The 13,238-nt window shown below is 51.0% G+C and carries 9 protein-coding genes and 1 pseudogene; all 10 read right to left on the bottom strand.

Going from position 1 to position 13,238, the window contains the following annotated elements:
* Nucleotides 1-188, bottom strand: a pseudogene (locus tag BR83_RS15695) (IS110 family transposase); the annotation flags it as partial.
* A 105-nt stretch (nucleotides 189-293) separates the two neighbouring features.
* On the bottom strand, nucleotides 294-467 hold the full coding sequence (locus BR83_RS0110560) for a hypothetical protein (protein WP_157833005.1): 174 nt from the start codon (nucleotides 465-467) through the stop codon (nucleotides 294-296).
* 15 nt (nucleotides 468-482) lie between these two features.
* Nucleotides 483-1,592 carry a glycosyltransferase family 4 protein gene (locus tag BR83_RS0110565; RefSeq protein ID WP_027357055.1) on the bottom strand — a complete coding sequence of 370 codons (1,110 nt, stop codon included), beginning with the start codon at nucleotides 1,590-1,592 and terminating at the stop codon, nucleotides 483-485.
* A 224-nt stretch (nucleotides 1,593-1,816) separates the two neighbouring features.
* Complete coding sequence (locus BR83_RS16430) at nucleotides 1,817-5,914, bottom strand: glycosyltransferase (RefSeq protein WP_051618135.1); 4,098 nt, start codon at nucleotides 5,912-5,914, stop codon at nucleotides 1,817-1,819.
* Nucleotides 5,911-7,248, bottom strand: coding sequence for an ABC transporter ATP-binding protein (locus BR83_RS0110575; RefSeq protein ID WP_027357056.1), 1,338 nt, complete (start codon nucleotides 7,246-7,248; stop codon nucleotides 5,911-5,913). The genes BR83_RS16430 and BR83_RS0110575 overlap by 4 nt, the downstream gene beginning before the upstream one ends.
* On the bottom strand, nucleotides 7,238-8,068 hold the full coding sequence (locus BR83_RS0110580; protein WP_027357057.1) for an ABC transporter permease: 831 nt from the start codon (nucleotides 8,066-8,068) through the stop codon (nucleotides 7,238-7,240). The genes BR83_RS0110575 and BR83_RS0110580 overlap by 11 nt, the downstream gene beginning before the upstream one ends.
* Before the next feature lie 270 nt (nucleotides 8,069-8,338).
* Complete coding sequence (locus tag BR83_RS0110590) at nucleotides 8,339-9,271, bottom strand: tetratricopeptide repeat protein (protein ID WP_027357058.1); 933 nt, start codon at nucleotides 9,269-9,271, stop codon at nucleotides 8,339-8,341.
* 25 nt (nucleotides 9,272-9,296) lie between these two features.
* A complete protein-coding gene (locus BR83_RS0110595) occupies nucleotides 9,297-10,844 on the bottom strand; it encodes an O-antigen ligase family protein (protein WP_027357059.1) in 1,548 nt (515 codons plus the stop codon).
* 148 nt (nucleotides 10,845-10,992) lie between these two features.
* Nucleotides 10,993-12,252, bottom strand: a complete 1,260-nt coding sequence (fliY, locus tag BR83_RS0110600; protein ID WP_027357060.1) for a flagellar motor switch phosphatase FliY — start codon at nucleotides 12,250-12,252, stop codon at nucleotides 10,993-10,995.
* On the bottom strand, nucleotides 12,245-13,237 hold the full coding sequence (fliM, locus tag BR83_RS0110605) for a flagellar motor switch protein FliM (protein WP_027357061.1): 993 nt from the start codon (nucleotides 13,235-13,237) through the stop codon (nucleotides 12,245-12,247). The genes fliY and fliM overlap by 8 nt, the downstream gene beginning before the upstream one ends.
* Nucleotide 13,238: the final 1 nt, after the last annotated feature.

Genomic DNA, 13,238 nt, shown 5'->3' on the forward strand with positions numbered 1-13,238 from the left:
ATCGTCCTGATTTGCTGGACTAGATCACCAATGCCGGATATGGTATTCTGGAATGGGAACGGCTTGTGCAGTCCCTCCCCCCGGAAATTGATCATTTGGGCGTAGTGGGTATGCTTGGCCACGTCTACACCCACAATTAAGGTTTCAGGTGTGATCATGGCAAGCTTCTGGGAAAGGGGATTGTACATCGCTGATCCCTCCTGGTATTGGTGGTTTTGGGTTTTGGCATTTACACCATACCAGGATTTTTTCTTTCCCTCAAGCCCCACTACTCCTGATTACAGGAATGCTACCTAAATCTTGCCGCACCCATCGCCGCCCGCTGTTCGGGATCGAAAAAAGCTTTTCGATGCTATTGCAAAACCATTCACATCGCCAAGCTCCATAAGCAAGCCTGTTTTTCCGTGTTCCACCAGATCGCGGTTGTCACGTACATTGATAGTTACCACCGGGTTATCGGCGTTCATGATCTCCATGACGCTTTAAATAAGACTTTTGTATACTCCTTGGATCGCCCGGCATTGTCGTGTAAAAGAGTAGTATTTTTCGTACAGCTGCCGTCCTTTTTGGCCCATCCGTTTGCGCTCTTCTGGGTGCAACACAAGAAACCTCATAGCGTCTCCAAGGCGCTGTATGTCGCCGTAAGGCACCACAAGACCTATACCTTCGCGCTCTACGATCTCACCCACCAGGGTTCCGGCAGATGTTATGATGGGTCGGCCCAACATCATAGCTTCGTAGAGTTTATTGGGTGCAGCAAAACGATTATTCGGTACGGCAGGATCGTATAAGGCCAGAATGGCGATAGCGCCTCGCTGAAGCGCCAGGGCTTCCTCATAGGAGACTCGGCCGCGGAAAGTAATGAGGTCTCCTTTTCCGCTTTCTAAAACACACATATTGGCCAATGGACCAAAGCCGGCAATAGTTAACTTTGCGCCAATTGCAAGTGCAGCACGAATTATTTGCTCGATCCCCCGGTCGGGTTGTAGAACCCCTACATATACGAAGTTTGACTCATAAGTTATATTCCCATAATTGCACGAACTTTCATTTTCCGTTGTTGTATCCTCGGGGACGTTATAGACCACAATCCATTGTCGCGGCTGGAAACCAAGTTGTTGAAGCCTGTTCTCATGAGCCAGGATAACAATATCAACTTTGGAGCATACCCAACGCTCAAGCTTTGCAACGAAAGGTTTTAAAAAACCGACTTTTCTAGAATCGGCATACCAGTCAGCAATATCATAAATAACCTTATTTTTTAAAAAAAACCGAGATACCAAAGCTGGCAAAACGGTATCCAGATCGAAAGCATGAATAATTTTCGGGCGTATCATCAAATGATTAAAAAAAAGCCATAGGTTAAAAGCAAGTAATCCCCAAAAGTTCGCAATTCCACCGCCGAACATGCCGGGAAAACACATTCGTTTAATATTTAGCTGCTGATGGTATCGACAATTTTCAGATAGTTTTCGGTGCCAGCCTAAAACCAGGCATTTATATCCTGCCTTCTGCAGGCACCAGGCAACCTTTTCGACACGTGGATCTGGGGCAACAGGATTTGAACGGGTAAAAACTACATCAATTAACAAACCGCCTGTCCTCCCCTAACTAGTAAAATAGATCTAAGTTCAGTCATTAAGATTAGCTCGATGGGCCGGCCCAATACCAAAAAAGATAGTTGCGTGATTCAGCATGTGACAGTGCTGGGCGGTGACCAACACCATAACCTTAAATTGCGGCTCGCGTTTAAGCGCAAGAACCACAGGCCATTTTGATAGCCTCGGTACGGTTGCCAACAGCAATAAACAAATTTTTATATGTTATATTCTACTAGAGTTTGTATTATGTTCCGCCAATGCCTGATCCAACGTTCCTTTTCGAAGACATTCGCCAACTGCACCCCCTTCTCCGCCATTTCGGCAATCTGTCTGCGGTCGCTGAGGAGAGTTTCAATGGCCTCCACCAATGATTCGACCTTTGGCTCGATCAAACGACCATTAAATCCATCAATGACAAGATTGGGAAGGCCACCAATATTGGTAGCAATAACGGCATTCCTCGTAGCCATTGCCTCTAAACAAGATAGCGATGTCCCCTCCGAATACATGGTGGGAATGAGTACGACATGGCTCTTTTGATATACCTTGTGCATTTCGTCCATATCAAACTCTTCCCATATCACTCTCCCAGAATACTTAGCAACGAACTCCGAAACGATCCGGGCATCTTCCAAATTCGCCTGACCAACTAGATGAAGCTCGATATCCTTGTATTTATCAAACAAGTAATCAAAGGCCTTCAGTGTAATGAAAATGCCTCGGGCCTCATAGAGCCTTCTTGGATAGAGAAATCTGATCTTTCCAGTAAAGTCCTTGTCTACCGGCTTGAATAATCCGCCATCAAAGTAATTTGGCACATACCTCAGCTTTTCACTAAGCGTATAGTCATATGTTCTAACCCAGTTGATAAAGTTCGTATCAACACATACACATGTTCTAACAACCCTCAAGGCATCAAATACATTGCGATACTCAGTCAGATTAAAATCTGAAAGTGTCTTGTATTTGTGGTCCCAATATATTCCGTGATTAATCCCTATGACGTTCAAACCCCCCAGTTCACATGCCAGATCGAGAGGTGACGCAATAATCAGGTCAGTATTCCTGCATACCTCTCTATATTTTCTCGACATTCCTCTCAAATCATGACCACATCCGGTTTGTACACCATAAACCGGGATGCCACGAAAATCAATCTCGAAAGGATTGTTAGCATTCTGAATTATTCGTGGTGACCACCCCATTTCCTTGAGCAGGCATGCTAAATCAAAGATGTAGCGCTCAGCACCTCCCTTGTATAGAGTTATTCCGTCCCAGTCGAAGAAATTGATATTTACGATATCAACACGCCTTGCTTGCCGTCTACGGGGCCTGTGATCATTAAGTAATTCATCAACCTTTTTCAATACAGGCGCCAACTGACTGCCCCAGTCTACCTCCCTCAAAATGGGGTCATAGTTCTGAGTGGAATTTATCTTTTGCCCGCCATCATGCATGTCATCTACCCACTTACTGATTGCCGTAGGTAGCATGGTACGATCAGCAACAGTGATAAATTCCGCATACTCAGACAGGGTTCGTGTGGATGTTGCGAACACCTTCAAGCCCATAGCCATATATTCGAAAAGCTTGAGAGGCAACACGGAGTTTGTTTTATCATTAACAATAAATGGAATAATGCCCGCATCAAAGAGGCGAAGGTAATACTTAAGTTCCGAATACGGAACAGTAGGAATATGAATGACGCGATCAGAAGAAAGTACCCGCTGCTGGGCATCCACGTTGACTTCGCTGGATAATTCATCGAACCTCGTTAGTGGTCCAATAAAGACAAGCCAAATCCTCCTATCTTGAAGAATTCGCTCCAACAATTCCCAATCAAGCAATTCACTGATCGCCCCGTGATATCCGATTAGAACTGCCCCTTCCGGTTTTTGAAAAACCGGCACTTCCGGATCCATTGGATCGAGCTTAAAATCATCCACCCAAACCCCATTGCTTACTAGAAAAGAATCATTAACTACATAGGATCTATTTTTATCTAGGAGAGCCTTAGATGAGAATAGTGCAACATCGGAACGAGCTAGGAGGGACTCGTGATCCCGCTTCATCGCATCACAATAAAGCGAAAACACACTTAGATCATCGAGTGTGTCATAGACAACAACCGCATTAGGCAAATGTTCAACAATGTAAGAGAAGAATGGGTAAGTTATATACAGGACAGGTTTTCTACCAGATAAATAGCTAATTGTCTCAGCAAACATGTTGGTGAAATAAATCCCACTTGAAATCTCCTGTACAAATGGATCTTTATTATCAATTGAAATGATAATGCAAAGGTATCCATTTTGTGCGAAATATCGGATCACGTGATCCGGCCGCTGTGTCAACTCTCGCGGGTAAGATAATGGGTAAACTAGCACCTTGGTGCTTAACATGATCCGTGTTGCAAGATGCTCGTGAAAGTAATCAAAATGATGGGAAATAAACCCAGATTCAATATATCTTTTTAGGTATGAACTCTGAGCGGACTGTTCCATCAAATAACGTTCCTGATTAGTCGCAAGTACTTGACCGATTTCTGTGGGTTGGCTTAATTCACGCAGCAGACGCTGCTTCACCTTTGTTAGGGCATAGCGTACCCCATGCGTCCGCAGGACTCTGGCGAATGCAAATGCCAAATCACTCCCTTTATATATGATTCTTTTTGCATAATGAAACGCTTTAGGAAGTCTCGAGTAAATGCGTATTAACAATAAATAGATTGTCCGCTTAGAATTTCGAACAAGCTTTTTGAAAAATCTCAGGGGGCGTGTAATCCGCCACGAGTTGCTCGTCCAAATATCGTGTAACTGCATTTTAAGAGAAGCGATCTGTGCTTCACGCTCGGCTAATGTTTGATTGAGAGAGGCAATTTGCTCATCGCGCTCAATCACAGCTTTTTTAACTATAGCAATCTGGCCGTCACGCTCAGCTATCATATGTTTAAGGCGGACAATATCATTTTCACGCTCTGCTATAGCTTGTTTGAGGGAAGCTATCTGCATATCGCGCTCCGCAAAAAGTTTATTCATCATCTGAAGTTTATGTTCTTCATGCAATAGTTGATAAAAATGAAAGCTACTAACAATTTTATGATTTGAATGCATTCTGGAATGAATAAGCTTTCCCGTTTGCTTAAATAAATTATCGGATAAAAGATACGGGAACTGATCTACTTCACAGTTAGAAACAATCCATGTATAGATGTTTGTAGCAATTGATGGTTTACATACTGGAGCTGAATTACAAAACGACAAAAATTTTTGCCACACAAATCCTTCGTCATGATCTGGAATCAACCAATCACGGCCAGCTATTACACTATTCTTGCTAATGCATGCAAGTTGGGCCATGAAAGTTTCCACGTCAATGTTAGGAAGATTTCGTCCGGAAAAATTAAATTTAGCAGCGCGATCAAATAGCTGCTTGTCGACCAGCCCTTTCACCCCGTCGTAACCGACTAGGCATACAGGCTTGCCGCAGGCTAAACTTTCAAGTACTACTCTACCCATCCCGGCAACACCAGAGCAATCATGCATTAAATTCGTAATGTCCGTCCGGAATCCTAAGAAATTAACATAATTCTGTAAACCTTCATTGCGAAGCATATCTTCCAATGACGTTCTGGCTGGGCCATCGCCAGCGATCTTGATTCCTTTTATTCCCGCTTTTCTTGCATATCGAATAAACTCGATAATCCCTTTCACTTTAAACGCATCTAGACGACTGACAACCAGCCAAGGTGCATCAAATGGAGATCTGAATTCACAGACAGGATAATCATTTAACGCAACAGCGTTAGGTATCAATACTACTTTATTGGCGGAAACATAGGGTAATACAAGCGAGAGAACTTCCTCAGACACGGCAATAACCATACTAGCTCCCGGCAATATGACAGACCTCAACAGAAAGTCGTAGTATGGACCGTAGCAGTCACCAAGTGAAGCTGGGCCGTGTAGAGATAAAACACATGGAAGCTGTCTTTTTTCTGAAGCGATAAGGGCGGGAAACATTGAGGTAAAGGGATGAGCATGCACGACTTGCACATTATGTTCAACAATGAGTGAATCAAGGGCTTCAACCGTATTTACGAGATCTTTCATCGTCGCATCGGGACCAAGTGCCAACCCGGATGAAACTGAAGCAATGGATGAAGGAATTAGATCCTCTCTAAATCTATGTCCACAAGCCAAATGAACCCTACAGCCATACTTAGAAAGTTCTTTAATCTCCCCCCGTATATGTGTCTCTAGACCACCAAACTCGAATGCTTCTGTAACTATAAGAATGGATTTAATTGTCATCTAATTCCACCCCTTATGATCTCGACCGTAGCAGGTAGATATGCAATCCCAGTAGCTTTCAATCTTGGCTCCGAAACTTTGAAGATAATGGCATCACTCCGCTTATCGAGATACTGCATATCTCCTTGCAAAACTGGTTCGGCAATAGCTAGGGATACGAAATAAACACCTTCACAGAGCGATAGCGAAAGACGGAAACGTACCAACACTATTTCGCCAGGCTTAACACCTTTACAATTATTCCCAAAATAAAGGGTACTCGTCCCAAAACAAGGAACGCCTTCGACCGTCTTAATACTGATCCCGGCTTGAATCTCACCTATTGCTTCAAAGCAATTAATTGTCATGTTTACGAGTACTGTTTCTCCTGGTTGAAAGATTTCTCGATGGCATCCCGATAAATCAGTTATACTATAAGAGACAATCTGGGCGCGAAGCTTTCCCTCGTCTTCAAATTTGTTGTCTTCGGAGGCTTTGGCACCTACCTGATTAGCAGGGTGGTGAGATTCAGTATTAGGTTCTACGGCCACCCGCCTCTCGCGGTTGAGAATTTGCAGATAGGCTTTCTCATCCGCATAGAGAAGTGCGTGATATTGATCTACGATAATATTACTCGGTCCGACACCGTGGAGATTTCCATTGTGCAAAAGCACGGCACGCTGGCAGAAACGCTCTATCACGGTAGTCGAATGCGTAACGAGCAAAATTGAAGCCCCATTCGAACGCAGGTGTTCTATTCGATCGAAACACTTGCGTTGAAACTTCTCATCGCCGACTGCCAAAGCTTCGTCCACAATAAGGATATCTGGGTCGATGCACGCCTGTACCGCAAAAGCCAACCTTACATACATCCCGCTCGAATACGTTTTTACCGGCTGGTCGATGAAGTCACCAATATCGGCGAAGGAAACAATATCATCGAAACGCGCATCAATTTCTTCCTTAGAAAGACCCAGGACGGCACCGTTTAAATATACATTCTCGCGACCAGTAAACTCCGGGTTAAAGCCGGAGCCAAGTTCCAGCAGGGCCGCAATACGGCCATTGGTCTCCACCGTACCACTAGTCGGAGTAAGGGTGCCGCAGATGATCTGCAACAGGGTGGATTTACCTGAACCGTTGCGCCCGATGATACCGACGGTTTCGCCTTTTTTTACTTCGAATGAGACGTTCCGCAGCGCCCAAAACTCACGAAAATAGTTTTTGGGTTCCATGCCCAAAAGCCTTTGTATACGCGGGATAATAGATTGCTTGAGCCGGTCCTGCGGCCGGTCGTAAATGTAGTAACACTTGGAGAGATTGTTGACCCGGATGGCAACATTATCAGAGGACATCCGCAAACCCCTTTCGAGTTTTTTGAAACCACCAAAAACCAGTAGCAGCGATGGTCAAACCTGCCAGTAATGCGATACATAGGGAGGGCCAATCGGGCACACTGCCGAAGATTAGTACCTTGCGGCTTTCTTCAATGATAAGCGTGAGCGGGTTTAGGTTCAACCAGTCTCGATAAGGTTTCGGCAAAGCCGACACCGGATAGAACACGGGCGACAGGAACATGAGTATCGTGGTGAAAATGCCGGTTACTTGCCCTATATCGCGTACATAAACTCCCAGCGCTGCCAAAAACCAGGCAAAACCTATGCTAGCAAAAACAAGGGGCAGCAGTACCAGAGGGAGAAGCAGGCTGGTCCAGGGAAAGGTCTGGTTGATGATAAGTTGTGCCAATAACAACACAGTCACACTCACCAAACTATAAAAGAGAGCCGACCCCAAAGCCACCCAGGGCAATATTTCCAACGGGAAGACAACTTTTTTGACGTAATTGACATTGGAAATAATTAATCCCGGCGCGCGGTTGATGCATTCAGCAAAGAGGCCATGTACGATCATACCCACGAAGAGGATGATGGCAAAATCGGCTTTACTTTCCTCCCCACTAATACCCCAGCGAGCCTTAAAAACAACGGAGAAAACGAAAGTATAGATAAAGAGCATCAATATAGGATTTAAAAACGACCAAGCCAAACCAATTATAGATCCACGATAGCGCCCCACAATCTCACGCCGCGTCATCTGCCAAATGAGTTGACGATTATGCCAAAAGCTTAAGAACATAGCCACAGGACCGGTGGGGTGATCTTGATGTGGATTCATATAAGAGCCTCCATAACTATTTGGAATCAAACCTTAGAGACTAAAGAAGAAAAACCACTGGATGTCGGTATACGAACCAACCCAGCGGATATATTCATGCAAATTAAATCAAGCTTTAGTTAATAAAGCTAAAAAAAATACAACCACAAAAAACCGAGCACCGACCCCTTGTATCGTGCCCGGAGTTCTTTAGCCACCAGATTCCGGAGCATTTCCCTGTAGGTGTAAATTTCTCTAATCTGATCATACATATCTGTACACCTGCTCGCTTCATCCCTTTAGGGTCGGGACCGCCTTCAACCGTTCATAGGCCGCTTCCAGGTTTTTATTTATCTGCCCGGCTTCCTTGAGCAGCTTTTGAGCTTCCTCCTTTTGGCCCTGCTTTTCTTTAACCATGGCCAGCCAGAGGGATGCTTCGCCCTTCAACCGGTCGTCCTGCAGAGCAGCCTGCAGGCTTTTCTCCGCACCCGGCAGGTCGCCCAGCAGGTAGCAGGCCTGCCCCAAGCCCAGGTGCACCCCGGGGGTAACGGAGAGCATGGGGGCATCCACCCAGAGTTTCTTCTCCTCTTCCCCCAGCCCGGCCACCCGGGCCCGGATCATCTCCGGCACCTGCAAAGCTTCTTCCAGGTGCTGTCGTGCGGCGTCTTTATTCCCCGCCTGCAGCTCACCCCGGCCGGCGGCAGCACAGGTGGTGGCCAGGGTTTCGTACCAGGCAATCTGGTACGGGGCCAGTTCCACCGCCCGACGGGCGGATTCCACCGCCTCCCGGTACCTGCCGGCGGCCAGCAATGCCTGCGCCAGGTCGGCCTGACAGCCGGCGCTGTAGCGGCTCAGGGCCGCGGCCCGGCGGGCTTCCTCCAGGGCCTGCTGCGGTTGACCCGTGCCCAGGTAGATGCGCATAAGGACGGTGTGATAGTCGGCGTTAAAAGGGTTGCGGGCGGCTGCCTGCTGCATGGCGGCCAGGCCCTGCTTGACGTTTCCCTGCTGCAGGTACGCCGTGGCCTGTTCCGCATAGCTGTTGGCCGAGGCCAGGGAAAAAGCAAAGAGGAACACAACGGCGCTGACAACGGTGGCTGCGATCAGGATTGCTGTAGCAGGTGGTTGTTTCCTGGTGCTCTTTACCGGGCGCGGTAGAGCGCTCTCTTTTTGAACGGGTTCGTTTACAACCGCTTTAAGCTTCTTTCGTTTGGCTTTTTTACCCATTTTAAATTTCAGCCCTTTGTTGGTACTACTCTCGATTATAGCCCAAAACTCTGGCGCAGGCAAAGAGAGTCCACAACGCCAGGGTCAGGGCCGAAAGGGACAGGTCGAAGTCGATGGCCGCGTGCAGGCCGGTGGCCAGGGCACCGGCGGTCATGGCCCAGACCATCCCCCGGCGGGCGCTCTCAGCGGGCGCACCCCAGTAAGCCCGGTGGGCGGCCAGGAGGAAGGAGGCCCAGATGCCCAGCATCACCAGCAGACCCACCAGGCCGGTCTCCACGGCCACCTGGAAGTAGTGACTGTGCACCTCGTTGGAGTTGTACAGGTAGCCCTGGTAGGCCCGGTAGGCCTCTTCCCAGCCGCCGCCTCCCCAGCCCAGGAAGGGGCGGTCTTTGATCATGGCCAGGGCGTCTTTAACAAAGTAAGCGCGTTCAAAGGCATTGCGCAGGTAGGTGAAGCTGGTTACCTTTTCCATGGCCCCGGGGTGTGCGGCCAGCACCGCCGCACCTGCCACCAGGCAGGCCAGGATCACGGAGGCCAGGGCCAGGCTCACCTTTCTTTTATCCCCCAGCCACGGGGATAGATAGCGTTTTTCAACCAGGGTCCAGGCCCACTGCCCGGCCAGCACCAGGGCCAGCCCGCCCAAGATCCAGAGCCAGGCCGTTCCCATCTGCCTGGTCATGGCTGCCGCGATGAACTTATGGGATGCAATATAACCCAGGCCGCCCACATACAGCGCATGCAGCAGTACGGGCAGCCGCTTTTGCCAGTGCAGCCCGATCAGGTAGAGTATGAACACCGCGCCGGTGATGAGCAGGCCGCCGCGGGACCTGGTGCCGAAGAGCACGGCCAGGATGATGAAGTTGGCCGCGGCGTAAAAATACCCGTACGGCCGGCACTCCAGCAGGCGCCGGGGCAGGGCCTGGCGCAGCACCCGGTCGGTGATGCTTGCACCCACGGTGGAAAAGCCGTGGTGCGCCCAGAAGAACAGCCCCAGGAATCCCGCCAGGGCCAGGTAGCTGGCCAGGGCGTTGGGATACTGAAAAGAAGAATAAATGCGCCCGTTGAGAAAACCATCCTTTATGTAAACCAGGCCGGTGGCCGTGAACAGGCCGGCCAGGGCCACCCCGGCGGCAGCCAGGTAGATGACCTGAAGCAGCCGGCGGGCGTCTTCCTCCCGCTGCACCACCTGAACGGCCACCCAGTAGGCCAGGAAATAGAGGATGTTCTTCACAATTTCATCCACGGCCAGGCCGTAGTTGACCGCGCCGAAGGCGGCCATGACGTACACCAGCGGCAGGGCCAGGGTGAAGTAGTCCAGCGGGTGGGTTAAAAAGCTGTAATCCCGCCGCCCGTGCTTCCAGAGCCAGGTAAACCAGAAGATAATCGCCGCGCCCATCAGGGCCATTTCCTGCTCCGGGGGGAAGAAAAGTCCCCGGAAAAAGGGCGGGAAAAAGAGCAGCGCCGCCAGCCCCCAGAAGGCAACCTGGTAGGTCCAGGGGCGGGCAGCCGCCACTGCTGCATTTAGTTCCATTGGACGGGTTGAGCGGCTGATCGAAGCAGTTTTTCCGGCCATGGGCTTACTCCTCGTTAGCGAATAATTTCAATGGTACTGTAAAGGCACAAATTACAACATTCTACAAAAATTCCTTATTTCCTCCTTTGGTTCGCAAACATTTTCCAACCCTTCCTAAGACCGGCATGGCTGCATCCGGCCGGGATAATTAACGCCTTCCCAGCTGTTCCACCCGTTCTTCCGGGCTGATGATGCTGGTGATGCGCACGCCGAAGTTTTCATTGACCACCACCACTTCCCCCCGGGCTACCAGGGTGCCGTTCACCAGCACCTCCACCGGCTCGTCCACCAGGGAGGACAGCTCCACAATGGCTCCCGGAGTCAGGCCCAGCACTTCTTTAATCGGCCGCCGGGTGCGCCCCAGGACCACACTGACTTTCAGGGGGATGTCCAGCAGCAGCTCCAGCTTGCGCTGTTCCTCCTCGCTCAAGGTGCCCGGAGCACGCCTGTCGCCGTTCCCGGACGGCGCTCCCGCGGCCGCGGCCGGGGGAGTTTCCACCCGGGCAGATGCCGGCGGGGACTCCGGTTCCGGAACGGCAGCCTGCGGGGCGGGGGCGGCAGCCTGGGCCATCAGCTGCTCCAGAAGCATGGCGGCCTCCTCTTTGGCCGTCTCCAGACTCATGATCTGCATGATCTCCGTATCCACCAGATCGCCGATGGTCATCTTGAAGGAGACCACCACAATGGGGTCTCCGGTGGGCAGCCGGTAGCCCGTTCCCTCCTCCGAAACCTCCAGCACCGTGGTTTGGGGCGGGGAAATGTTGATGGTCCGGCGGAAAATGGTGGCCAGGGAGGTGGAGGCCGAGCCGATCATCTGGTTCATGGCCTCCGACGCGGCGGAAAGCTCCAGTTCGGAGATTTGTTCCGCCACGTTGGTACCATCCCCGCCCATCATCAGGTCGGCCATGACCATGGCGTCCTTCAACTGGATGATGAGCACATTGAAACCCTTCAGGCCTTCTTTAAATTCCACCTGGATGATGACGTAGGGCACCTTGAAGGAGGAAAAAAATTCCTCCTGGTTGCAGGTAAGCACCCGGGGACTGGTAATGGTCACCTTCTGGTTCAGCAGTTCCGAAAGGGTGGTGGCGGCCGACCCCATGGAAATGTTGCCGATTTCCCCCAGGGCGTCCCTTTCTTCGGGGGTCAGGTCCACCGCCGGCCGGCAGCCCGCGGAGGAGGAGCCGCTCCCCGGCGCCGGCTCACCGGCCGGTTCCACGGCCGGCTGCTCCGGCCCCCCGTTGTCGTCAACCCGGCCCTCCGCCGCCACCCCTTCCTCCGTGGACAGCGCAGCTGCGGCTGCCACCTCGCCCTCCGCATTGCCCGCCTCCGGTGCCGTTTCTCCGGCCGCGGCCTTTAACAGGGCGTCTATTTCCTCCTGGCTCAGAAAATTGTTGCCGTCATTCACCGTTCATATCCTCCCCGCTCAGCGATACCACCTGCACCGCCAGGTTCTGCCCCACCCGCCCGGCCTGTACGCCGAACTTCCGCTCCCCCTCCACGTACAGGTCCAGGTCCTCATTCAGGTGGCGGTTTAACACCAGCACGTCGCCCTCCTGCAGCTGCAGCAGCTCGTGCACGGTGATTTCCGCTTCCCCCAGAATCACCTGCAGTTCCACCCGGGAAAATCCCAGCCAGTGGCTCAGCCGCTCCAGATCCTCCGGGCGGGGGCCGCCCGCCTGGCGGCTGAACTGCTGGCGCACCGAAAGACGGGAGATCACCGGCTCCATCAGCAGGTAGGGCAGGCAGAGGTTGACAAAGCCCCGCTCCTCATCGTTGATGGACACGGAAAAGGTAATGAGGGCCACCACCTCGTTGGGCGAATAAAGCTGCTGCATCCGGGGGTTGGACTCGATGTTTTCCACCCGGGGCTCCACGGTGTAAAAATCGTGCCAGGCCTGGGCCAGGTGCTCCAGAATGCGCTCCACCAGCCGTCTGGCCACGGTTACTTCGATATCCGTCAGTTCCCTGATCTGGTCAGACGAGGTGCCCGGTCCTCCAAAAAGCAGGTCCAGCATCGGGAAAATCACCTGGGTGTTGATCTCCAGCAGGGCCGGACCCTCCAGGGGCTTTAAGCCGAAGACGGCCAGGGCCGTGGGGCTGGGAATGGAGCGGATAAACTCCTCATATATCATTTGTCCCACCGAGGCCATTTCCACGTTAATTGCCGCCCTGAGATAACCGGAAAGAAAGCTGGACAGCAGCCGGGCAAAATGCTGGTGCATTATTTCCAGGGTCCGCAGGTGCTCCTTGGAAAACTTGTTGGGCCGGCGAAAATCGTAGGGCTTGATCAAAGGGGCCGCCGTTTTTTGAGCTTCCTCCAGGCTCAGTTCGCCGGATGTGAGGGCCGCCAGGAGGGAATCTATTTCCCCCTGGCTCAGGACATCCTGCATT

It is taken from the genome of Desulfofundulus thermocisternus DSM 10259 (assembly GCF_000686645.1).
In the GTDB taxonomy this organism is placed as follows: Bacteria; Bacillota; Desulfotomaculia; order Desulfotomaculales; family Desulfovirgulaceae; genus Desulfofundulus; species Desulfofundulus australicus.